Annotated in this window: 24 protein-coding genes; 6 read left to right on the top strand and 18 right to left on the bottom strand. The window is 69.7% G+C overall.

Translation table 11 applies throughout. From position 1 onward, the window contains the following. Positions 1 to 29 precede the first annotated feature (29 nt). Positions 30 to 677 carry a response regulator gene (locus tag ABIA38_RS23765; RefSeq protein ID WP_424640798.1) on the bottom strand — a complete coding sequence of 216 codons (648 nt, stop codon included), beginning with the start codon at positions 675 to 677 and terminating at the stop codon, positions 30 to 32. Continuing rightward, entirely contained in the window at positions 665 to 1,873 is a 1,209-nt protein-coding gene (locus ABIA38_RS23770) for a sensor histidine kinase (RefSeq protein WP_424640799.1), read from the bottom strand. Before ABIA38_RS23770 ends, ABIA38_RS23765 begins: the two co-directional genes overlap by 13 nt. A 181-nt stretch (positions 1,874 to 2,054) precedes the next feature. Between ABIA38_RS23770 and ABIA38_RS23775 the strand changes: the two genes are divergently transcribed. Both ABIA38_RS23775 and ABIA38_RS23780 read left to right on the top strand, forming a co-directional pair. Further along, positions 2,055 to 2,525 (top strand): hypothetical protein, encoded by a 471-nt coding sequence (locus tag ABIA38_RS23775; RefSeq protein WP_424640800.1) that lies wholly within the window; start codon positions 2,055 to 2,057, stop codon positions 2,523 to 2,525. Between the two features lie 26 nt (positions 2,526 to 2,551). After that, a complete protein-coding gene (locus tag ABIA38_RS23780) occupies positions 2,552 to 2,869 on the top strand; it encodes a prevent-host-death family protein (protein WP_424640801.1) in 318 nt (105 codons plus the stop codon). 102 nt (positions 2,870 to 2,971) lie between these two features. Here the strand turns inward: ABIA38_RS23780 and ABIA38_RS23785 are convergent, their stop codons facing one another. Further along, the gene (locus ABIA38_RS23785) at positions 2,972 to 4,747 is read right to left on the bottom strand and encodes an MFS transporter (protein WP_424640802.1); all 1,776 of its coding nucleotides are present in this window, start codon (positions 4,745 to 4,747) and stop codon (positions 2,972 to 2,974) included. 73 nt (positions 4,748 to 4,820) lie between these two features. Between ABIA38_RS23785 and ABIA38_RS23790 the strand changes: the two genes are divergently transcribed. Then, entirely contained in the window at positions 4,821 to 5,795 is a 975-nt protein-coding gene (locus ABIA38_RS23790) for a helix-turn-helix transcriptional regulator (RefSeq protein ID WP_424640803.1), read from the top strand. A gap of 67 nt (positions 5,796 to 5,862) precedes the next feature. Here the strand turns inward: ABIA38_RS23790 and ABIA38_RS23795 are convergent, their stop codons facing one another. From ABIA38_RS23795 to ABIA38_RS23820, 6 genes are all read right to left on the bottom strand, one after another. Then, positions 5,863 to 7,194 carry a dicarboxylate/amino acid:cation symporter gene (locus ABIA38_RS23795; protein WP_424640804.1) on the bottom strand — a complete coding sequence of 444 codons (1,332 nt, stop codon included), beginning with the start codon at positions 7,192 to 7,194 and terminating at the stop codon, positions 5,863 to 5,865. A gap of 539 nt (positions 7,195 to 7,733) precedes the next feature. Continuing rightward, the gene (locus ABIA38_RS23800; protein WP_424640835.1) at positions 7,734 to 8,045 is read right to left on the bottom strand and encodes a DUF4229 domain-containing protein; all 312 of its coding nucleotides are present in this window, start codon (positions 8,043 to 8,045) and stop codon (positions 7,734 to 7,736) included. A gap of 108 nt (positions 8,046 to 8,153) precedes the next feature. After that, positions 8,154 to 9,251, bottom strand: coding sequence for an SUKH-4 family immunity protein (locus ABIA38_RS23805; RefSeq protein WP_424640805.1), 1,098 nt, complete (start codon positions 9,249 to 9,251; stop codon positions 8,154 to 8,156). Between the two features lie 43 nt (positions 9,252 to 9,294). After that, positions 9,295 to 10,458, bottom strand: a complete 1,164-nt coding sequence (mqnE, locus tag ABIA38_RS23810; protein WP_424640806.1) for an aminofutalosine synthase MqnE — start codon at positions 10,456 to 10,458, stop codon at positions 9,295 to 9,297. Between the two features lie 101 nt (positions 10,459 to 10,559). Then, complete coding sequence (locus ABIA38_RS23815) at positions 10,560 to 11,522, bottom strand: threonine ammonia-lyase (RefSeq protein ID WP_424640807.1); 963 nt, start codon at positions 11,520 to 11,522, stop codon at positions 10,560 to 10,562. An 84-nt stretch (positions 11,523 to 11,606) separates the two neighbouring features. Continuing rightward, positions 11,607 to 12,065, bottom strand: coding sequence for an Lrp/AsnC family transcriptional regulator (locus ABIA38_RS23820; RefSeq protein WP_026219445.1), 459 nt, complete (start codon positions 12,063 to 12,065; stop codon positions 11,607 to 11,609). 180 nt (positions 12,066 to 12,245) lie between these two features. On the opposite strand from ABIA38_RS23820, the gene ABIA38_RS23825 reads away from it, so the two are divergent. Then, positions 12,246 to 12,380 carry a hypothetical protein gene (locus ABIA38_RS23825; protein ID WP_424640808.1) on the top strand — a complete coding sequence of 45 codons (135 nt, stop codon included), beginning with the start codon at positions 12,246 to 12,248 and terminating at the stop codon, positions 12,378 to 12,380. 90 nt (positions 12,381 to 12,470) lie between these two features. Here the strand turns inward: ABIA38_RS23825 and ABIA38_RS23830 are convergent, their stop codons facing one another. Next, positions 12,471 to 13,139, bottom strand: a complete 669-nt coding sequence (locus ABIA38_RS23830) for a UbiX family flavin prenyltransferase (protein ID WP_424640809.1) — start codon at positions 13,137 to 13,139, stop codon at positions 12,471 to 12,473. 53 nt (positions 13,140 to 13,192) lie between these two features. Here ABIA38_RS23830 and ABIA38_RS23835 point away from each other — a divergent pair, with 53 nt between their 5' ends. Both ABIA38_RS23835 and ABIA38_RS23840 read left to right on the top strand, forming a co-directional pair. Further along, the gene (locus tag ABIA38_RS23835) at positions 13,193 to 13,813 is read left to right on the top strand and encodes a rhomboid family intramembrane serine protease (RefSeq protein ID WP_424640810.1); all 621 of its coding nucleotides are present in this window, start codon (positions 13,193 to 13,195) and stop codon (positions 13,811 to 13,813) included. Positions 13,814 to 13,898: 85 nt separating this feature from the next. Continuing rightward, positions 13,899 to 14,915: a hypothetical protein gene (locus tag ABIA38_RS23840; protein WP_424640811.1), complete on the top strand. Its 1,017-nt coding sequence runs from the start codon at positions 13,899 to 13,901 to the stop codon at positions 14,913 to 14,915. 134 nt (positions 14,916 to 15,049) lie between these two features. On the opposite strand, the gene ABIA38_RS23845 is transcribed toward ABIA38_RS23840, so the two are convergent. The 8 genes from ABIA38_RS23845 to ABIA38_RS23880 all read right to left on the bottom strand — a co-directional run bounded on the left by ABIA38_RS23845 (position 15,050) and on the right by ABIA38_RS23880 (position 22,264). Further along, complete coding sequence (locus ABIA38_RS23845) at positions 15,050 to 15,532, bottom strand: SUKH-3 domain-containing protein (RefSeq protein ID WP_424640812.1); 483 nt, start codon at positions 15,530 to 15,532, stop codon at positions 15,050 to 15,052. Next, a complete protein-coding gene (locus ABIA38_RS23850) occupies positions 15,529 to 16,479 on the bottom strand; it encodes an SUKH-3 domain-containing protein (protein ID WP_424640813.1) in 951 nt (316 codons plus the stop codon). Before ABIA38_RS23850 ends, ABIA38_RS23845 begins: the two co-directional genes overlap by 4 nt. Before the next feature lie 15 nt (positions 16,480 to 16,494). After that, complete coding sequence (locus tag ABIA38_RS23855) at positions 16,495 to 17,688, bottom strand: YwqJ-related putative deaminase (protein ID WP_424640814.1); 1,194 nt, start codon at positions 17,686 to 17,688, stop codon at positions 16,495 to 16,497. Between the two features lie 269 nt (positions 17,689 to 17,957). Further along, on the bottom strand, positions 17,958 to 18,167 hold the full coding sequence (locus tag ABIA38_RS23860) for a hypothetical protein (RefSeq protein ID WP_424640815.1): 210 nt from the start codon (positions 18,165 to 18,167) through the stop codon (positions 17,958 to 17,960). Between the two features lie 64 nt (positions 18,168 to 18,231). After that, positions 18,232 to 18,627: a hypothetical protein gene (locus ABIA38_RS23865; protein WP_424640816.1), complete on the bottom strand. Its 396-nt coding sequence runs from the start codon at positions 18,625 to 18,627 to the stop codon at positions 18,232 to 18,234. 392 nt (positions 18,628 to 19,019) lie between these two features. After that, positions 19,020 to 19,526 carry a DUF6879 family protein gene (locus tag ABIA38_RS23870; RefSeq protein WP_424640817.1) on the bottom strand — a complete coding sequence of 169 codons (507 nt, stop codon included), beginning with the start codon at positions 19,524 to 19,526 and terminating at the stop codon, positions 19,020 to 19,022. 375 nt (positions 19,527 to 19,901) lie between these two features. Further along, positions 19,902 to 20,816: a menaquinone biosynthesis prenyltransferase MqnP gene (gene mqnP, locus ABIA38_RS23875; RefSeq protein ID WP_424640818.1), complete on the bottom strand. Its 915-nt coding sequence runs from the start codon at positions 20,814 to 20,816 to the stop codon at positions 19,902 to 19,904. Beyond that, entirely contained in the window at positions 20,813 to 22,264 is a 1,452-nt protein-coding gene (locus tag ABIA38_RS23880) for a menaquinone biosynthesis decarboxylase (RefSeq protein WP_424640819.1), read from the bottom strand. Before ABIA38_RS23880 ends, mqnP begins: the two co-directional genes overlap by 4 nt. Positions 22,265 to 22,342 lie beyond the last annotated feature (78 nt).

A 22,342-nucleotide genomic window follows, 5' to 3' on the forward strand; every position in this document is an offset into this window, starting at 1 on the left:
GGACACACCCCGACCCGCCCGCCCCCGCCTCACCCCCGGCCCAGGAAGCGCAGTACCGCCAGCACCCTTCGATGTGCCCCCTCGGCCGGTGGTAGGTCCAGCTTGGCCAGGATGTTGTTGATGTGTTTGGCCACCGCGCTCTCCCCCACCACCAGATGGCTCGCGATCCCGGCGTTGGAGCGGCCCTCGGCCATCAGGCCGAGGACTTCGAGTTCGCGTGGCGTGAGGCGGTCGAGTGGGTCGGCCGCGCCCCTGCGTACCAGCAGTTGGGCGACCACCTGCGGATCCAACGCCGTGCCGCCCGCCGCTACTCGGCGCAGTGCCTCGATGAACTCCTCGACGTCGGCGACCCGTTGCTTGAGCAGATAGCCGACCCCGCCGCTGTCCGTGGACAGCAGGTCGGCCGCGTACCGCTCCTCCACGTACTGCGACAGGAGCAGAATCGCGGTATCCGGCCACTGCCGCCGAATCACCAGCGCCGCCCGCACGCCCTCGTCGGTGAACCCCGGCGGCATCCGTACGTCCACCACCGCGATGTCCGGTCGATGTTCGTCCACCGCCCGCAACAGGCCCTCGGCGTCCGCCGTTTCGGCCACGACCCGGAAGCCGGCCGTCTCCAGCACCTTCGCCACCCCGATCCGCAACAGGACCGAGTCCTCGGCGATCACAGCACGCACGGCAACTCCACGGTGATGACGGTCGGGCCGCCGCGCGGGCTGCTCAGCCGGAAGGTCCCGTCGACCGAGGCGACCCGTCGACGCAGCCCGGCCAGGCCGCTGCCCGCCGCGGGGTCGGCGCCGCCCGTACCGTCGTCGGTCACGGACACCCGCAGTATGTCCCGCTCGCGGACCACGCTCACCTCGGCCTGCTCGGCCCGGGCGTGCTTGGTGATGTTGGTCAGCGCCTCGGTGACCACGAAGTAGGCCACCGCCTCGACCGCCGGGGCCGGCCGCGACGCCAGGTCGACGCGCAGTCGTACCGGCACCGTGGACCCGGCCGCGACCCCGAACAACGCGGCGTCCAGGCCCCGGTCTTCGAGTACGACCGGATGCAACCCGCGGACCAGCCGGCCCAGCTCCTCGATCGCCGCCTTGGCCTCACGATGCGCGTCGTCGATGACCCGGCGGGCCTCCGGGGGCAGGTCGGTCAGGGTGACCCGGGCCAGTCCCAGGTTGACCGCGAGCGAGACCAGGCGCTGTTGGGCGCCGTCGTGCAGGTCCCGCTCGATCCGGCGCCGCTCGGCGTCGGCGGCGGCCACGGTGTCGGCGCGGCGCTCGGTCAGATCCTCGACGCGCTGCGCCAAGTCCTCGGCCAGGCTGGGCCCGAGCAGGCGCAGAGCAATCGGCTGTTCGAACCGGATCAGCGCGTCCACGAGCCTGGGCACCAGGCCGAGGATGACCACGCCGGCCGCGACCACCAACACCTGCTCCGGCGAGTCCTCGGCGGGTCTGGCCCAGACGAAGACGAACACCGCCGCGAGACCGGCCGCCCACAACGCCAGCACGACCGCCTCGGCGACCCCGAGCAGCAGCCCGACGGCCTGGTGGAAGACCAACTGCCGCCAGTACGTCCGCGATCCGAGCCGCCGATGGACCCGAGTCGGCCCGTAGCGCCCGGGGATGGCCGGCGTGGCCGGGATCTCGACCCCGACGATCCACGCGAACCTACCCCGCTGCAACCGGGTCCTCGGCACCACCGAAGCCGCGGCGAGCAGGACCGGCACCAGGGCGGCCGCCGACACCACGAACAACGGCAGCAGGAACCAGATCCACAACCACAACGCGACGCCGTGCAGCAGCACTCCGGTGACCAGGAAGGTCACCCGCCGGCGAAATCGCTCGATCCCAGCCGGCACCGCGGACGGAAGGTTCATGCGCAAAACGGTAGGGACCGAACCCGAGCCGATCCAGGTCCCCCGCATCCCGAGGAGAGGTGAACCCAGTACCACCACGAACTCGGCATCCGCCACCACCGACATCCCGCCGCGCACCCGGGAGGCTGGCGGGGCGAGGCCGCAAGTCCCGACCCACGAACAGGATTAGGAGCACACGGCGATGCCCACCCTGCTGCGCACCCTCCTCCCGGAGTCCCGCCTGGCCACCATCGCCACCCTCTCCGGGGCGGCCCTGCTCCCGTGGATCTGCGTGCTCGCCGAAGCCCTCCCCGCCACCACCGAGGCGCACAACTGGTCCACCGCCTGGATCGGCCTCGACGCGCTGATCGCCGCCGGCCTGCTCGGCACCGGCGCCCTGCTCCGCCGCGCCGACCCCCGCGCCGCGCCGGTGGCCGCCGCCACCGCAGCCCTCCTGCTGGCCGACGCCTGGTTCGACATCCTCACCGCCGCCCCGGGCCTCGACCGAACCATCGCCCTCACCATGGCCGGCTGCGCCGAACTCCCCTTGGCGACGTTGTGCGCCCTACCGGCGCTCCGCGCAACTGCGCCCCCGACCCACCCCGAAGCTCCACCGGAAACCCATCTCGCACCCCACCAACCAGCGCAACTGAGCGCACCGGCACGGCGATAAGCAGATTTCTCTACAGTCCAACCATCATGCCCCCATCCCACCAAATCTCGGTCACCGATGCGGCTCGCCAGGGCGTGTCCGGCCTGGTGGCCGACGTGGAGCAGGGCGCCGAGTTCCTCGTGACCCGGCGTCGGCGTCCCGTGGCGGCGATCGTGGGCATCGACCGTCTCACGGAGTTGGCAGCGGCCGAAGCGGACCTCCGTGATCTCGCACTCGTGCTCGCGCGCGCCGCAACCGACAGCGGCGGCAGCGGCAGGCGCACGCCGCTCGACGACGTCCTCGCCGCATATGGGCACACGCGCGAATCGCTCGCCGCCCTCCCCGAAGTCGAAGCAGACGAGTGATCGATGTCCGGCATCGTCTCCACCGACGCGACGCCCGAACGCCGCCCGGCGCGAGACCCACCATGGGTCTCGCGCCGGGCGGCGTCGCAATCGAATCCGAGGTCAGGTCAGTGCCGGCTCGCGCTCGTCCGTCGACGGCGACGCGGACTCGAACCGCGTCGAACTCGCCGCCTCCCCCGCCACAACCTGGTTCTCCCGGGCCCGCCTCGGCAGCAGGAAGCCCAGCGCGAACGCCACCACCGTCAGGCCCAGGGCCAGCAGCGACGTGCGCTTGACCGCGTCGATCGAGGAGCGGGTGTGGGTCTCGGCGCCCGCCGCGGCGACCGCGCCCGCGGCCGAAGGAGTCGCGGGGACCGGGATCGTCCCGCAAACGGCCGGCACCCGGTCCGGGTCCGTCGCGTTCTCCCGGGCGTCCACGCACGCCCGCAGGCCGGCCACGATCGTGTCCTGCGTGGCTGCCGGGACTCCCGCCGCCGACAGTTGCGTGCGCAGCCTCGGCGCCGCCGACGTGTCGAAGTTGTGCGTGGCCTGGGCACCGATCACGCCGAAGAACACCGTGCCGAGCACCGCGATCCCGAGCGATGCGCCGAGCTGTTGCAGGGACTCCAGCGCGCCGGACGCCGAGCCGACCTCGTGGTCCTCGACCTCGCCCATGATGATGTCGAAGACCGGTACGAAGATCATCCCCATGCCGAGCCCGAACACCGCGAGCGGGCCGAGCAGATCGCCGCTGCCGATGCCCGTCCCCGTCCGGTCGAAGACCAGGTAGAGCCACCCGATACCGACCGCCATCACACTCAACCCGATGTGCAGGATGCGCCGCCCCAGCTTGCCCATCACCACACCGCTGACCCCGGACCCGACGAACGCGCCCAGCGCCCACGCGCCCATGGTCAGGCTCGCCCGGGTCGGGCTGTAACCGAGGCCCATCTGCAGGAACAGCCCGATCGCCATCGACATCCCGACGATCGCGCCGAAGAAGACCATCACGAACCCGACCCCCGAGGCGTACGACCGCCGCCGGAACACACCCAGCCGAATCAGCGGCACCCGTCCCGCCGCCTGCCGCCGCAACTGGTGGACCGCAAACGCGCCGAGCACCGGCAGCGAGGCCGCGCACTCCACCAACGACCAGACCGGCCAGCCCAGTTCGCGGCCCTGGACGAGCGGGTGGACGAGCATGAAGGTGCCCACCCCGGCCAGCGCCATGCCGACCACGTCGAGCCGACCACCACGCTCGCTCGGGGCCACCCTCGGCAACGCCCGGGCGCCGACGAACAGCGCGAACGCGCCCAGCGGCAGGTTGATCAGGAAGATCATCCGCCACCCGGTGCCGAACACGTCGCCGTCGACCAGGACACCCGCGACGATCGGCCCGAGCACCGTGGACAGCCCGATCGCCGGGCCGAACACCGCGAACGCCTTGCCGATCTCGGCCGGCGGGAACAGATCCCGGATCAGCCCGAACGTCTGCGGGATCATCAACGCGCCGCACAACCCCTGCAGCACCCGCGCCACGATCAGCGTCTCCGGCGACCAGGCGACCGCGCATGCCACCGAGAGCGCCACGAAGCCGACCACGCCGACCATCAGCATGAACCGGCGGCCGTACATGTCGCCGAGCCGAGCGCCGGTGAGCAGGCCCACCGCGAGCGCCAGCGTGTATCCGGCCGCGATCCACTGCAGGCTCGCGTAACTCCCGCCCAGATCCCGGCGGATCGCGGGCGCCGCGACGCCCACCACGCTGGAGTCGAGCAGGTTCATCAACGTGGCGGCCAGCACCGCCAGCAGCCCGAGCCAGCGCTGCCTGGTACCCACCGAGGGCCGGGAGGACTTGGAGGACGGGGTTGCGAGGATCGTCTCGCCGCTGTTTTCCACGTCTCCAAACCTAAAGATAAATCAGGCAAGCTCCGTTCCTGTTTTGCTCTCCCCGGCCGGCAGACTTCGGGGCATGTTGGAAACCTCCGCGCGACTCCTGCGCATGCTCTCGCTCATGCAGACGCGGCCCGACTGGACCGGTCCCGAACTCGCCGAACGACTCGGGGTGAGCGGGCGCACCGTCCGCTACGACATCGAACGGCTGCGCGGCCTGGGCTATCCGGTACACGCGCGCCGCGGCGTGGTCGGCGGCTACCGGCTCGGCGCGGGCAAGGCACTGCCGCCGCTGCTGCTCGACGACGAGGAGGCGGTCAGCGTCGTGGTCGGCCTGCGGATCGCCGCCGGCAGTGTCGTGGACGGCATGGACGAGGCGATGTTGCGCGCGCTCACCAAGCTCGACCAGGTGTTGCCCTCCCGACTGCACCGCCGGGTCAAGGCGCTGCAGAAGTACACCGTCCCGGTCCGCCAGACCGGCCCGGCCGTGGACATGGACGTGATGACCGTACTGGCCGGCGCGTGTCGCGACCACGAGCAACTGCGCTTCGGCTACAGCTCGCACGCGGGCAAGGAGTCCTCACGCCGGGTCGAGCCCTATCGGCTCGTGCACCGGATGGGCCGCTGGTATCTGGTCGCCTGGGACCTCGAACGCCAGGACTGGCGCACCTTCCGAATGGACCGGATCACCCCGCGTCCCCCACACGGACCGCGCTTCACCCCGCGCGAACTGCCCGCCGACGGCGACGTGGCGGCGTTCGTGAGCCAGGGCGTGGAAAGCGCCCGCGGCCAGTACCGGGCCCGAGTGGTGGTCCGCGCCCCGATCGGCACGGTGGCCGAACGGGTACCGCCGGGGTTCGGCTCGTTCGCCGTGGTCGACGAGGAGACCTGCGTATTCGAGACGGTCGCGTCCAGCATGGAGAACCTGGCCGTCTACATCAGCCTGCTCGACGCCGACTTCGAGGTGCAGGAGCCGCCCGAACTGGTCGCCTACATCAGGCGCTTGGCCGAGCGCTACACGAACGCCACCGCGCGGATCCCGGACACCCCATGAACACCGAAGCGCCCCCGACCCCTTCGGCACGAGGGGATCGGGGGCGCCGTTTCGGCGGGAGCGCGGGTCAGACCGCGACCGGCTCACGCTCCGGCGTCTTCTGGAGCGGGACGTGCGCCGTGACCGGCTCGTCGGGCGCGTCCAGATCACGCGGGTTGTTGTACATCTCCAGATCCAACGTCTTCTCCCGAGACGAGACCAGGATCGGTACCACGACCTGCCCGGCCACGTTCGTCGCGGTCCGCATCATGTCCAGGATCGGGTCGATGGCGAGCAGCAGGGCGACGCCCTCCAGCGGGAGGCCGACCGTGCTGAGGGTGAGGGTGAGCATCACGATCGCGCCGGTGAGGCCGGCGGTGGCGGCCGAACCGATCACCGAGACGAACGCGATCAGCAGGTAGTCCTTGATGCCCAGGTTCACCCCGTAGACCTCGGCCACGAAGATCGCGGCGACGGCCGGGTAGATCGCGGCGCAACCGTCCATCTTGGTGGTGGCGCCGAACGGCACCGCGAACGAGGCGTAGTCCTTGGGGACGCCGAGGCGCTCGGTGACCTTCTGGGTGACCGGCATGGTGCCGACCGAGGAGCGCGAGACGAACGCGAGCTGGATGGCCGGCCACGCGCCCTTGAAGTAGTGCAGCGGGTTGACCTTGCCGACCAGCGCGAGCAGCAGCGGGTAGACCACGAACAGCACCAGCGCGCAACCGACATAGATGTCCGCGGTGAACGTGCCCAGCGGCTTGACCAGGTCCCAGCCGTAGACGGCGACCGACTTGCCGATCAGGCCCAGGGTGCCCAGCGGGGACAGCTTGATGACCCACCACAGGGCCTTCTGCACGATCTCCAGGACGATCTCGGCGGCCTTGATGGCCGGTTCGGCCTTGGCTCCCACCGACAGGATCGCGGCGCCGACCACCACCGCCAGGAAGACGATCTGCAGGACGTTGACCTCGGAGAAGGACTTCACGATGTTGGTCGGGATGATGCCGGTCAGGAAGTCCAGCCAGCCACCGTTGTGCAGCTTGGACACATCGGCCTTGGCCGGTGCCTTGAAGCCGTCGCCCGGGTTGGTGACCAAGCCGATGGTGATGCCGATCCCGACCGCGATCAGCGAGGTGATCAGGAACCACTGCAGGGTGCGGGCGGCGAGCCGGGCGGCGTTGTTGACGTTGCGCAGGTTGACGACGCTGACCAGGATCGCGGTGAACACCAGCGGCGGCACGGCCAGCTTGAGCAGCTGGACGAAGATCGTGCCGATCTGGGTGAGCGTCTCGGTCAGCCAATCGACGCTGTACTCCTTGGCGATGAAGCCGAGGACCACGCCGAGCACGAGGCCGGTGACTATCTGGACCCAGAAGGGCGTTCTCTTCAGGGACTTGAGCGAATCGACTGCAGACAAGGCAGGGCTCCTGAACGGGCACCGTGGGGACGGAGGGTGGCGGTACGGAGCGGCCGTGGACCTGCGCTTCAACACCTGCGCATCACATGGGCACGCGAATGCCCGCAGGAACAACTACGAAGAAGAAGCGATACTTCGCGCAGAACGGCCGCCTGGGGCCGGCGTGCGGGCGGCCGGGGCGACGAGCGTCAAGCGGGTCGGCCCGGCAGGGGCACGGCGGCGGTCAGCCGCGACACAGCGCGGTGGAGCAACGGCCCAGGTCGACATGACGACGGGACACGAGCGGGAAACCCACCGCCGTGTGCGTCATCTGCGTGTCGCCTGCACCGATCATGGGAGTGAGGATAGCGACACTAAACCGATAAACGCAAAGAATTACGGACCGGACACCGGCGGACACCGATGGACACCGGCGGACACGGCCGGCCACACCTCGCTTACGCGGCTAACGCGGCAGGCCGACACGGGCGGTCACAACCGGGCAGGCCTGGCGAAGGGGCCCGGCGAGGCGGGCCCGGCAAGGCGGGCCGGACACGGCCTCAGGCCTTGGACGTCTCCCCCGCGACCCGGGTGATCGACGCCACCGACTCGTCCTCGGCGCGGTTGTCCTCGGCGATCCGCTCCTTGGCCGCCTGGACCCGGTTGTACAGCGCTTCGGACATCGCGTCCCGCTGCGCGTTCAGGAACTTGTAGCTGATCAGCGCCGACACCGACGCCGCGATGGCGATCGCGATGAACACGTTGCCCCGACCGTCCAGGTCGAAGAGCCCGAACACGACCATGACCGCGGCGAACGCCGCGGCGAAGATGCCGAGCCGGTAGAGCGAGTAACGCAGCGCGGGATTCGACATGGTCACCTTCGGTTCCCCTAGCGGTCGCGGTACGAGTGACGGCGGGCCGGGCCGGCCGTCCCCTCCAGTCAAGCATCCCGCATCCGGGACGCGGATCCGGGCCCCGACTCAGGGACCCAGGCCGTTGATCCCGTCCAGGATCATCTGCTCCCAGTAACTCTCCGGCTCGGCCCACGCGAGCGGGTCCACCGAGGACAGCAGGTCGACCGCGATCGACTCCCACACGTCGTGGATGCCGATCCCGAACCGCTCGCCCTGCTGGTGCATCCGGCCGATCACCCACATCGTGAAGGCGAGCGTGGACAGGTCGGTGTTGAGCGTGTCCGTCACCGGCTCGTCGCCGCCGGTGTACCAGCGCCGGACCACCCCGGTACGCCCGTCCACGAGCAGGTCGCCGTCCTCGCTGACGTAGCCGAGCACCACCAGGTGCTCGGCGTCCGGCGGCGGCGCCGGCGCGTCGTCCCAGTCCGCCCGGCGCTCGGCGGCCAGTTCGGCGAGGGTGGGCAGCGGTTTGCCGTCGCTGCGCATGTCCAGGTAGGCCCACGCGTCGATCAGCCCGATGTCGAGCAGGAAGCGGCGGGTCGGCTCGTGCGTGATCGCGGCCGGCAACTGCCGCTCCGCGTAGCCGGAGAACTCGTCCTCGTAGACCAGGTCGAGCATCGCCGGGGTGATCCGGACCGCCAACCCCTCCCCCGGCACCGCCGCGCGGCGCAGCTGCCACAGCGCGAACGAGGTGTGCCAGAACGAGTGCCCCGGATCCAGCTCGGGCTCGGTCTCGCCGAGCAGGTCGAGCAGTTCCTCGCCGGTGCGCAGCGGCCCGCGCCCGGTGCGGATCGCCTCCACCAGACCGGCGTTGCGCACCAGCGTGGACACATCCATCGAGATCACCGCGGGGTCGCCGTAGTGCTCCTCGGCGAACACCCGCCCGGTCGCGCCGTCCAGCAGCACGGCCAGGCTCGGGGTGCGCAGCGAGCCGTACTCGCCGAGCACGATCAGCCCGTCCTGCTCGCCGCCGGGGTCGAAGCGGATCAGCGCCGCCTCGCGCGGCAGGCCCACCTCGGCGAGGAAGCGCCGGGTGGGCTCGTGCGCGATCTCGGGCAGGTCGTACCGCACCACGTCACCGGGCCCGGACCCGAACCACTCCTCGACGTCGCGTCGAGTGACCCCGATCCGCAGTGCTTCAGGTGCATCAGGTGCCTCAGGCATGCCGCACTCCCCAGTGCCCCGTTCCCACCGACCCGGACGGGCGTCAGAGCTTCATCGGCTGCGGCGTGTCGCGGCGGGCCGGGTCGGGGCCCTCGTACTCGCGCAGCGTCTCGTACCGGGTGTTGCGCTCGACCGGCCGGAAACCGGCGTCCCGGATGAGGTCGAGCAGGTCGTCGCGGGTCATCTTGTTCGGCGTGCCGAAGTCGTCCGCGTCGTGGGTGATCTTGTACTCCACGACCGAGCCGTCCAGGTCGTCCGCGCCGTGGTTGAGCGCGAGTTGCGCGGTGGCCAGGCCGTGCATGACCCAGAAGCACTTCACGTGCGGGACGTTGTCGAACATCAGCCGGGAGACCGCGAACACCTTGAGCGCCTCGGCACCGGTGGCCATGGTGGTCCGGGCCTGGAGCCGGTTGCGCACCACGCCGTCCCGGCTGTCGTGGAAGTCGTGCTGGTAGCGCAGCGGGATGAAGACCTGGAAGCCGCCGGTCTCGTCCTGGAGTTCGCGCAGCCGGATCACGTGGTCGACCCGGTGCTTCGGCTCCTCGATGTGCCCGTAGAGCATCGTGCTGGGGGTCTTGAGGCCCTTCGAGTGGGCCAGGCGGTGGATCCGCGACCAGTCCTCCCAGTGCGTGTCGTGGTCGACGATGTGCTGCCGGACCTCCCAGTCGAAGATCTCCGCGCCGCCGCCGGTGAGCGACTCCAGGCCCGCGTCCATCAGCTCGTCGAGGATGTCCGAGGCGGACAGGCCGGAGATCTTCTCGAACCAGTGGATCTCGGTCGCGGTGAACGCCTTGAGCGCGACGTTCGGCAGCACCTCCTTGAGCGCGCTGAGCGACCTGGGGTAGTAGCGCCACGGGAGGGTGGGGTGCAGGCCGTTGACGATGTGCAGCTCGGTGATGCCGTCCGGCTCCATCTCCTTGGCGAGTCGCACGGCCTCCTCGATGCGCATCGTGTACGCGTCCTTCTCGCCCGGCTTGCGCTGGAACGAGCAGTAGGCGCAGGACGCGTTGCACACGTTGGTCATGTTGAGGTGGCGGTTGACGTTGAAGTGGACCTTGTCGCCGTTCTTCACCGTCCGCACGTGGTGCGCGAGCCCGCCGAGCCACGCCAGGTCGTCGCTCGCGTAGAGCGCGATGCCGTCCTCACGGCTCAGTCGCTCCCCGGCGAAAACCTTGTCCTCGATCTCCTTGCGCAAGCCCGCGTCCATGTCCCGGCACACTCCCTCTGGTTCTTCTCGGTTGCCGCTGCACGGCTCGTACGAGGTTACGCCCGGTGTGTCCGCCGTCCGCTCGGGCCGTCACCCGCTCGTCACCCGGCCGGCACTTCGGCGAACAGCGCGGGGTCGACGTTGCCGCCGCTGACCACGGCGACGTGGGCGCGGCCGGCGGGCAGTACGTCGGCGCGGAAGAGGTAGGCGGCGGTGGCCACGGCGCCGGCGGGTTCGGCGACCAGTCGGGCGCGCCGGGCCAGGAAGCGCATCGCCTCGCGGATCTGGTCCTCGCTCACCGTGACGATGTCGTCCACGTACGCCTGGATGTGGGCGAACGGCAGCACGCCGACCGAGGTGGTACGCAGTCCGTCGGCGATGGTGCGGTAGGTCTGCCCGGTGGTCCAGGTGGTGCGTACGCCGGTCCGGAAGGACTCGGCGGCGTCGGCGGCCAGTTCGGGCTCGACGCCGATCACCTTGGTGTGCGGGCTGGTCAGCTTGACCGCGGCGGCGATGCCGGAGATCAGGCCGCCGCCGCTGACCGGGACGAGCACGGTGTCCGCGGTGGGCAGGTCCTCGATGATCTCCAGGCCCGCGGTGCCCTGGCCGGCGATGATCCGGGCGTCGTCGTAGGGCGGGACGAATGCGTAGCCGTGCTCCTCGGCCAACTCCGCCGCGGCGCTGTCGCGGCGGTCGGGGGTGACCATGACCACCTCGGCGCCCAGTGCGCGGGTCGCGTCGATCTTGATCCGCGGCGTTGTGTCCGGCATCACGATCACCGCCCTGGCGCCGAACAGGCGGGCCGCGTAGGCGACCGCCTGCGCGTGGTTGCCGCTGGAGTGTGCGACGACCCCGCGCGAGCGCTCGGCGTCGGTCAGGGCCGCGATCGCGTTGTACGCGCCGCGGATCTTGAACGCGCCGATCGGTTGCAGGCTCTCCGGCTTGAGCCACAGCGGACGATCGGCGGCACCGTGCAGGGACGGCAGCAGGGGGGTGCGTACGGCCGTGCCCGCGATCCGCTTCTGTGCGGCCCGGAGGTCCTCGAGAGTCACCAGATTCGTCATGGCCGTCAGCCTACGAGAGCCTGCGAGGGTGCCGGCCGAGGCCGCTCCGGGCGCAGCCGGTTCGGGCGCTGCGGGTTCGGCCGACTACTCGGTGGGCTCGGGGAGTTCGGCCGCGCGGTACTCCCACTTGGTGGAGAGCACCACGGTGGTGCGGGTACGCGCGACGCCGCGGGTGCCGGACAGCCGGCGGACCACGTTCTCCAGGCCCTCCATGTCGGAGACCCGGACCTTGAGCATGAACGAGTCGTCGCCGGCGATGAACCAGCAGTCCTCGATCTCGTCCAGGTCGCGCAGCCGGCGGCTGACGTCGTCGTGGTCGGCCGCGTCGGAGAGCTGGATCCCGATCAGCGCGGTGACCCCGAGGCCGAGCGAGACCGGGTCGACGGAGGCCCGGTAGCCGGTGATCACGCCGGCCTGTTCGAGCCGGTTGATGCGATCGGTGACGCTCGGACCGGACAGGCCGACGAGTCGGCCCAACTCCGCGTACGACGCCCGCCCGTTGCCGCGCAGCGCCTGGATCAGCTTGCGGTCGACGGCATCCATGTCCGTTTCCTCCAGGTAATCGATGGTGTCCACCGGGGGGCCGGCAGGGGTCTGCGACATGACAAAGGTGCAAACCCCAGCAGGGCCTGTAATTCATTGGACGATTTTGATTCTAACCCTTAGAATCAAAGGCATCGGAAGCCACCAGCCTCCGATGACGATTCGTGGGGAGACGACACCGTGTACACCCTGGAGATGGCCCGCGCACACATGCAGGAACTGCAAGCGATCGCGGAACGCTCACGTGCCACCCAGCCGTCGAGCACGCTGAAGCGTGTGAAGCGTCTGGTCGGCCGCCGCAAGTCCGGTCGCTGATCACCTCGGCAGACCCGACCCGAACCGCCAAGGCTCCCGTGTTCACGGGGGCCTTTTTGGTTTCTTCGGTCGTGCGGGCTCGGCTGTCTCTCATCCGCCCACCTCGTCGCGTCGGGCGCCACCCAGTTCGCCGTCCCAGCGGCGGTAGAGGGTGTGTGCGACGCCGAGCGCGTCCAGCGCCTTGCCCGCGACGAAGTCGACCAGGCGCTGTACGTCCCGGGCCCCCGCGTAGAACGCCGGGGAGGCCGGCAGGATCACCGCGCCGGCGTCGTCGAGGCGGACCAGGTGGCGCAGCGTGGTGCCGGTCAGGGGGGTCTCGCGCGGCACCACCACGAGTGGGCGGCGCTCCTTGAGCGTCACGTCGGCGGCGCGCTGGAGCAGGTCCTTGGACAGGCCGAGCGCGATGCCCGCGACCGAGGCGGTGCTGGCCGGGACGACGACCATGCCCCGGGCCGGATACGACCCGCTGGCCGGTCCCCCGGCCAGGTCGCCGGCCGCCCAGTAGCGCACCCGGTCGAGCGCCGCGTCGTCGAGCCCGGTCCAGGCCGCCAGGTCGGTCCGCCAGTGCGCGTCGCGGAAGGCGATGCCGGTCTCGTCGATCAGGGTGAGCCGGGCGGCGCGGCTGACCACCAGGTCCACCTCCGCACCCGCGTCCAGCAGTCCGCGCAACACCGCCGCGGCGTAGGGCGTGCCCGAGGCCCCCGACACGCCGACGATCCACGGCCGTCGTCCCCGCGTACTGCTCCGCTCGTCGTACATGCCTCCTATTGTGGCTTCGGAGCGGTAGCGCCTACCGCAGGGGAGGGGTGCGCATGTCGTCCCGAATATCCGTGTCGGGAGTCCGTGACGCGGCCCTGATCACCGCCGTACTGATCGGCGCCATCTGGGTGGTCCAGGTGATCAACTACACGACCGACGACTCGCTGCTGACGTACGGGCTGACGCCGCGGCGGACGGATGAGCTGCCCGACATCCTCACCGCGCCGTTCCTGCACTTCGGCACCGGGCACATCGTGTCCAACACGTTCCCGCTGATGTTGCTCGGCTTCCTGGCCGCGCTGCGCGGGATCGCCCGATTCCTGGTGGTATTGCTCGCCATCATTTTGGTCGGCGGCTTCGGGGTGTGGCTGACCGCACCTTCGGGGTCGAACACGGCGGGGGCGAGCATCCTGGTCTTCGGCCTGTTCGGCTACCTGATCGTGCGCGGCTTCGCCGACCGGCGGGTGGTCGACGTGCTGATCGGGTTCGCCGTACTGGGCTTCTACGGCAGCTCGTTCGCGATGGGGCTGACCCCGCTCGCGGAGGGGGTGTCGTGGCAGGGCCATCTGTTCGGGCTGATCGGCGGCATGCTCGCGGCGGTGGCGCTGCGTCGCCGGCGTCCGGGTCGGCGCGATGTGTCGCAGCTCTCGCCCGATGGACTGCCGATCGGATAATCGGCTGGACATCGCTGCCTACGATTCGGGTAGGCATCCCGCTTGGTGTGGTGTCTTCGATCGTTCCTCCACGGGGAGTTCAACTGTGCGCTCGCTCCGGATATCCGCTGCGGCCCTGACCGTACCGCTGGCCCTGCTGGTCGCCGGTTGTGGACAGGGGTCGGGCGACCCGCTCAAGACCGTCGCGGCCAATGGCGGCGACGCGCTCGACCCGAAGGGCCCCTCCAACGAGGGCCTGAGCGTGGACGAGCTGGCCAAGAAGGCGCAGGCCGCCTTCAAGGACCTGGCCAACCTGCGCGTCGAGGGCACCGGGAAGGCCTACGACACCCCGCTCGGCGTGGACCTCAAGATCGGTACGGGCGAACAGGTCGAGGGCAACCTCACCCTGGCCGACAAGCGCGTGGACGTGATCGGCGTGGACAAGACCGCCTACGTCCGGATCGCGCCCGGCACGATCCAGGCGCTGATCGACCTGGGCAAGAAGGCCGAGGCGGCTTCGGGTTCGGGCTCGGACTCGGCCGCGACGGAGTCACCCGAGGACAAGGCGCTCGGCGACCGGTTCACCAAGATGTTCACCGAGGCGGCCAAGCTCGTCGAGGGCAAGTACCTCAAGTTCGGCGGCTCCGACGCGGGCAAACTCGGCAAGGACTTCTTCAAGGGCGGCAGCGCCCCGAAGCTCGACGGCCTCTTCGGCCCGGGCGCGGGCACCGGCCTGCCGTTCGGCTCCGGGGACCCCTCCGACGACTCCCCGGACCCGACCGACTCCGCGAAGCCGAAGCCGAAGCCGACCAAGGGCGCGGTCACCGAGATCAACGGCACCAAGGTGATCCCGCTGATCACCAAGGACGAGGACGGCACGACCACGACGATCTACGTGGCCGCCAACGGCAAGCCCTTCCCGATCCGCGTCACCGCCGACGACAAGTCCGACGGCACCAACGAGTTCACCCTCGACCTCAAATACTCCAAGCTCCAGGGCACCATCTCCCCCAAGGCCCCGGCCGCAGCCGACACCATCGACCTGAACGCAATCCTCAAGTCCTTCGGCACCGGCAGCGGCCTGGAATCCCTCTTCGGCGAGGACCCGACCAAGACGGCCTGATCCGACGAGTCCCCAAACCTGCCGGTTCGATCACAGCCACGGGTGGCATTGCCGCCAGGCAGCGACGCGTCCCGGCAGGCGGATCCGACGCGCCGACCCCTACTCGGGCCGCACTCGACGCATCGGCGCCGGCGTCACCAGGTGCCGTCCTCCCGTACGCGTACGAAGGCCGTGCCGGAGGTCAGGGTGTTGATGGCAGCGTCGATGTCGATGCCGACGAACCAGTCACCGGTGTGGTCACGGGAGAAAACGCGACCCGTGTTGTCGATCAGCAGGAACGCCTCCCCTGCCCCGAGGATGCCGAGGGGCGCCATCCGATGGCCGACGTGCGCTCCGAATGCCGCGCATCCCTGGACGGTGTGGATGGCCTCCATCGGATCGAACGCGAAGGTACGAAGGGCCAGTTCGGCACCCGCGCCGTCCTGCTCGACACGCAGCGAGGCGTAGCGGGCCCACGCCTCGACGGCGGCCGGGTGTGCCGTATGCGCCAGGCCGCCGGGCGAGCGGTGGGTCGCGACGGCCAAGCGTAGCCGGCGAGCCCGTTCGTCGTCCCGGCTGCCGAGTTGCCATCCTGCTGCGGCAAGACGCAGGCGGGCATCGGAGTTCAGCTGCGTCATGTGCGCACGACCTCGATGTGGAAGTACTCGAGCATGGCGGCGCACGAGCGGCAGGGCGGTTGGAAGGTCCCGTGCGTGGGATCGCCCCACTCTCGGATCCGGGTCACGGTGACGGCGGCCGTGTTGTGGCGAAACGACTCGCAGGCCCATTCAGGGTCCATGGGTTCGTCTCCCCAATCCTCCTGCATGTGCCACAACGCGTCCGATACGAGAACGGCTTCCGCGCAACGGCCGATACCCGGCTCGAGCAGACGCACCGGTAGGGCATCGAGGAACTCCCTCAACACCGGGTGCAGGTTCGGCTCGCCGTCACCTTTCAGGCTGGTGTGGCTGAAGACGTAATCGGCAATGGTCAAAGCCCCGGATGTCGCCGGCAGGAAGTCCACCGGAATCCCGTCGAGTACCTCGACGGGGGTTTCGGGGTTGCGCCGGATCTCGGCGCCCGCAACGTCTTGGTCGTCGAGATGACCGACGTCGACCTCTTCGGTTTTGATCCCGCGTACCAGCACGACGAGCGCCTCATCGAGATTCGCGCCGAGGTGGAAGTCCCCGCCGACCGGGTGATCGAGGTAGACCCGGCCATCCCTTCCCATGAACAGCCTGGCACCCATATCCGCAGTTCGACCGAATGGGAGGGCGAACTGCCGGTATATTTCTTCTTGTTCGAGCAGGGACTTGGGCATGACGCCGGCCGATACGTTGTCGCCGATCGAGAAGTCGAACCGCCCGAGTGAGACTCCGGGACCTTCCTGCCGGACAGTAATGCCACCGAATTCGGCCAAGGCAGTGCGCAGCGCGGGAAAGACACACCGATCGCCCTCCATTTCGGCGAGCCGGTGATTCGTCTCGGCGATCCAGTCCTCGAAATTCGCCGAGACATCTCGCCCCGGGAACCAGCCGGCGCCCCTGAGGACTTCCTCGACTTGAGCGGGGAAACGCTCGGACATCACGGTTCTCCCTTCTCAAACGCCGGTGGGTACATGGGTGATCCCAAGGTAATCGATGACCCGAGCGCAGGAGCGGCAGGCAGGCACGTATGAGCCATGGGGCGCCAAAGCGGGGTCGTTTTCATAGTTGATGGCGTGAGTGGTCAGCCGACCACCGGAGAGGTAGTCCCGGGCCTCTTCGGGGGTGAGCGGCGGCAGCCCTCGGCGTTGTGCCTCGATGGCCTGTAGGCGATCCGACAACAATGGCACCTCCGCGCAACGTCCATGCCCGATGGCTCGCTCCGCCTCGGGCACGCGATCGTAGAGTTCGCGCAGGGCCGGGTGGATATCGACCTCACCCCGACGCACGCTCGTGTGGCTGGTGACCACTCCGTCGTGTTCGAAGGCACCGGCCATGGTCGGCCGTGTGCGCTTGCCTACCTGCGGATCTTGGGCGACGGCCTCTCGTGTGTCGTTCGCGAGCTGTTGGGAAGCCTCGCGCATGATCGAGTCCCGCTCGACCTGGCTCGGCTGATTCGGTCCCAGGGTTGTCGTGCGCCCCTCATAACCCGTTGCGCCGCGCCCGGTTGGACCCTGGGTACGTCGGATCGGCGGATTACCTTCCGGCCCCGGCCTGTCGTATCGACGAAAGTCACCGCTTCCCGGCCCTGCGGGCCTGCCGCCTCCTCCGCCTCGCCCGCCGCTTCCCGCGCTGCCTGCCCCCGAGGGACCTGCGGGAGATCGTGATTGGCCGCTCGTCGGACCGGAGGTGGATATGCCGGGCCTTGAGGCACCGGCTTTTCCGGATGATTGCGGGGGTTTGGCCTGACCTCCGGCTGCGGTTTTGTTGGCTGTCGGGCCGGTGGGCGTCTTGCGGAAGTTGTCGGCCTGGGTGTTGTCGTTGGTGGTGGTGCGTTGGGTGTTTTTGCGGAGGCCGGTGCCGGTTTTGGTGACCAGGGTGGGGGCGTTTGCGGTGCCGCGTTGGTGGGTGGTGACGACGGTTTCGTATTGAGGTTTGAGTTTGGCGCTGTAGGGGTCGTTGCCGAAGGGGTTGGTGCCGGCGGTTTCCTTTTGGAGGGTGTTCTGGGCGTCGACGATGCGTTTGCTCGCGGCGTCCATGCGCGTGGCGGCGGACTCCAGGGACTGTGGGGTGGTGACCGTCTTGGCGCCGGGGGCTGCGGGGGCCGGTGGGCGCCAGGGCGGTTTGGAACTGCTCGCGATGGTGGGCATGTACGGCGAGGAGGAGGTGCCGGACGCACCGGGAGTGCCGTCGGGTGCCGAGGTCAGGAAGGGGTTGCCGGGCTTGGGTGTCGAGGGCTGGTCGGGTGGGTCGAACCTGGGGCCCTCGGTGTCCTTGGCGGGTGGTTTGCCCGGCGGGGCGGTGCCCTTTGGTGGTTGGCCCTTGGGGGGCTGGGCGCCCGGGGTGTTGGGCTTGGTGAGGTCGGGCGCGTTGGGCTTGGTCGGTGGGGTCGGGGGCTTCGGCGGCGGCTTCGGCGGCATCAGTGGCCGCCGTTCGGGGCCAGCGTGGCGGCGATCTTCGACTGCGGCGCCACGATCGGGCCGCCGGATCCGGCGGGGTCGGCCGGTGGGGGTGCGGGCGCGGCGGGTTCCATGTCGCGTTCGCCGAGTTGGGTGCTCTCGGCGGTGAGCGCTTGGAGTCCGCCGAGGTCGTGGGCGGTTTGCAGGAGGCCGGCGACCTTGTTGGTCATGGCGTCGAAGCGGGTGGTGAGCGCGGTGCGGGCGCTGGAGACCTCGTATGTGTCGCCGATCGGGCTACCGGGGGGGCAATCGACCCTCGGCGCGCAGTGTCGCGATCTTGTCGCGGAGGGTGCGCAGCTGGCCCTCGGCCTCGGTCTGTGCGTTGCGGACCTCGGTGGTGGCGTTCGTGAAGGCGGTGACCAGTTGCTTGGATGCCTTGAACACGGCGACCAGGTGGCTGCCCGAGACCTGGCCCCAGTATCCGGCGAAGGCGTCCGTGGCCGGACCGCTGTTGTCGGCCATCACTTCGGTGGCCGCCACATCGGCGTCCATCCGGGCGCTGTCGACCTCGCCCGCGTAGACGTTGTACGCGATGGACAGCCGGTCCAGGGCGTCCGCGTCGATGGCGGGCCACTGGACCCCGGTCCAGCTCAACGCCTCCGCCAAGTCGGCGGGCACGGTCGATCCCACGCGTCCCCCTCGCGTCGTCCGTCGGGTACACACGGGCGGGCGTGTGTAGCCGCGAGACGCAACCATATTGAATGGTTGGATGCTTTAGGTGACGAATCAATCACGATGTGATCGAAGAGTGTTGTGCTGCCGTCGGGTGGTCAAGAGACCGCCGATTCGCCGAACTCGCCTCAGCACACGGGGCGTTGCCGGCGCCGGCGGTGGGTCGTACGCGTCGGCCCCCGAATCGGGTGAGCGGTCCGCACAACAGTCGGACGAGTGCACCCGCGACCACGTGTATGGCGAGCCCGAACCGCCCACGATTGCGAATCTCCCGCAGGCCCGGGCCGAGCGCTTCACGCGCTTGTCGCACGGCGGAGGCGGTTGATGTGGCCACGAACTGATCGACGGTTTCAGGCGGGGCGGTAGTTCCGGTGGTCGGTTCCGCGTTGCCAGACTGCTTCGAAGGCTGCCGCGCAGAGTTGTACGACGGTCGAATCGGTGACCGTTTCGTTTCCGGTCCAGGTGCCGTCGCCGGTGAAGTGGTTGAACATGACGGCGTCGTCCAGCAGCCAGAAGTCGTTGCCCGGCAGGGCGAGATCCGACGCCTGTCGGCGCGGCAGCCACCGAACCTCTTCGCCCGCCGCGAGGTTCGCCGCCGGTGTCGCCTCGTGCTCGTAGCGGATGTAGTCGCTGATCGGCTCGGACACGATCCGGGCCCTGCGTACTTCCGCCCCGTGCGCGATGGCCGAACGCACCAGGGCATGCCACGCCCGATCGGCCGGGCCGCGATCGTACACAACCCCCGCCTGCCAGGCCACGAACGCCGGTGACGTACCGGCGTAGTCGTCCCGCATCTCCAAGTGCCAGGCCCGCTTCCGGACCGAGGTCAGCAACGCATCGAGCGTCGGAGTCGTCACCGGTGCCGTCCACCTCCGGAAAGAACCGCAGCATGCGCAGCGGAAGTTCGATCGCGTCCTCGTGGCCCGGGATGGTCAGCTCGGCCACCTGCTCGGCTCGGGCCTTCCAGGACTGGATAACGAGCATCCCACGCTCCGGGTCGAATCGACCCCCGACCAACGGGCCCGCCCTACGGTCGGACGGCCGGGCGGTCGGACGGCCGGGCGGTCGGGCGGTCGGGCGGCCGGGCGGCCGGGCGGCCGGGCGGCCGGGCGGCCGGGCGGCCGGGCGGCCGGGCAGTCGGGCGGCCGGGCAGTCGGGCGGCCGGGCGGCCGGGCGGCCGGGCAGTCGGGCGGCCGGGCAGTCGGGCGGCCGGGCACAAGCTCTCCGATCCCCTACGGCCGCAGCCCCCGCACGCCCAGATCCAGCAGCGCGCAGACGAACAGCGCCACGCCGATGAAGCCGTTCGTCGTGAAGAAGGCCCGGTTGAGTTTGGACAGGTCGTCGGGGGCCAGCAGGGAGTGTTCGTAGACGAAGGCCGCTGCGACGATCAGTAGGCCCAGCCACCAGAAGAAGCCCGCGCCGGTGGCCGCGCCGAACCAGGCGAACAGCACCATCGTCACCACGTGGGTGATCTTGGAGGCGTTCAGCGCCGCGGCGATGCCCCACCTGGCCGGCACGCTCCTGACGCCGTGCGCGCGGTCGGCGGCCACGTCCTGGCAGCCGAAGATCAGGTCGAAGCCGCCGATCCAGGTGCCCACCGCCAGGCCGAGCACGACCGCCTGCCACGACCACTCGCCGGTGATCGCCAGCCACGCACCGACCGGGCCGATCGCCTGGGCCAGACCCAGGATCGCGTGCGGGACGTCGGTGAACCGCTTGCCGTACGGATAGACCACCATCGGGATCACCGCCACCGGCGCCAACGCCAGGCACAGCGGATTCAGCAGCGCGGCGGCGACCAGGTAGAAGAACAGCGCGACCAGCGCGCCGATCCACGCGGTGCGCACCGAGACCGCGCCGGTGACCAACTCCCGCGTCGCGGTGCGCGGATTGCGTGCGTCGATCTCCCGGTCGATGATCCGATTGCAGGCCATCGCGAACGTACGCAGGCCCACCATCGCCACGGTGACCAGGAACAGCTCCCAGTAGTGCAGGCGTTCGTTGCTCTCGTACATCGCGGTGAAGGCCGCGATGTAGGCGAACGGCAACGCGAACACCGAGTGCTCGATCAGTACCAGGCGCAGGAACGCCTTGATCCGGCCGACCTCCGACGGTGCCCCGGGAGCGGGTAGCGCAGCGGACGTCACAGTCCGTATTCCTTCCAACGACGGGTTACCTTGGCGGCGGTCTCGGGATCCGACACGACCATCTCCGGCCAGCCGCCGTCCCGGGTGTAGCCCTCCTCGGGCAGCTTGCGGGTCGCGTCGATGCCCGCCTTGCCGCCCCAGAACTGCTGGTACGACGCGTGGTCGAGGTGGTCCACCGGCCCCTCGGTGAGCAGCAGGTCGCGCGCGTAGTCGGTGTTGCCGAACGCGCGCCACGCCACCTCGTGGTAGTCGTGCACGTCGCAGTCCGCGTCCACCACCACGATCAGCTTGGTCAGCGACATCATGTGCGCACCCCAGATCGCGCTCATCACCTTCTGCGCGTGCTTGGGGTACTTCTTGTCGATCGAGACGATCGCGCAGTTGTGGAAGCCGCCCGCCTCGGGCAGGTCGTAGTCCACGATGTCCGGCACGATGATCTTCAGCAGCGGCAGGAAGAACCGCTCCGTCGCCTTGCCCAGCGGCCCGTCCTCGGTGGGCGGCCGGCCGACCACGATCGACTGCAGCAGCGGCTTCTCGCGCATCGTCACGCAGTCGATGGTCAGCGCCGGGAACGGCTCCTGCGGCGTGTAGAAGCCGGTGTGGTCGCCGAACGGGCCCTCGGGCAACATCTCGCCCGGGGTCAACCAGCCCTCCAGGACCACCTCGGCCTCGGCCGGGACCTGGAGCGGCACGCTCACGCAGTCCACCATCTCGATCCGCCGGCCGCCGATGAAGCCCGCGAACAGGTACTCGTCGATGTCGCCCGGGAGCGGTGCGGTAGAGGCGTACGTCACGGCCGGTGGACAGCCGAACGCGATCGCCACCGGCAGCCGCTCACCGCGCTTGGCCGCCACCTGGTAGTGGTTGCGGCTGTCCTTGTGGATCTGCCAGTGCATCCCGATCGTGCGCTTGTCGTGCCGCTGCAACCGGTACAGGCCCAGGTTGCGCACGCCGGAGTCCGGGTCCTTGGTGTGGGTCAGGCCCAGGTTGTAGAAGGAGCCGCCGTCCTCGGGCCAGGTGAACAGCGCCGGAATGGTGTCCAGGTCGACGTCGTCGCCCTTGAGCACCACCTCCTGGCACGGCGCGTCCTTGATCTTCTTCGGCGGGATGTGCACCACCGAACCGAGCTTGCCGAACGCCTCGCGGATCCCGCCGAAACCCTGCGGCAGTTCCGGCTTGAGCAGCCCGCCGATCTTCTCCGACAACTCGTCGTAGCTCTTCAGCCCGAGCGCCATCAGCATGCGCTCGTCGGTGCCGTAGACGTTCATCGCCAGCGGCATCGAGCTGCCCTTGACGTTCTCGAAGAGCAGCGCCGGACCCTTGGCCTTGTTCACCCGATCGGTGATCTCGCCGACCTCGAGATGCGGATCGACCTCGGCGCGCACGCGCTTGAGGTCACCGCGCTTCTCCAGTGCCTTCAGGAAAGCGCGCAAGGTCCCGTATGCCATGCGTGCCAGTATCCGATACGGACTCGCCGGACCCGCACGCGCACCCGGCCGGTCGGGCTACCTTGGACCGTCGTGCCG

The organism is Embleya sp. AB8 (assembly GCF_049739465.1).
Lineage (GTDB): Bacteria > Actinomycetota > Actinomycetes > Streptomycetales > Streptomycetaceae > Embleya.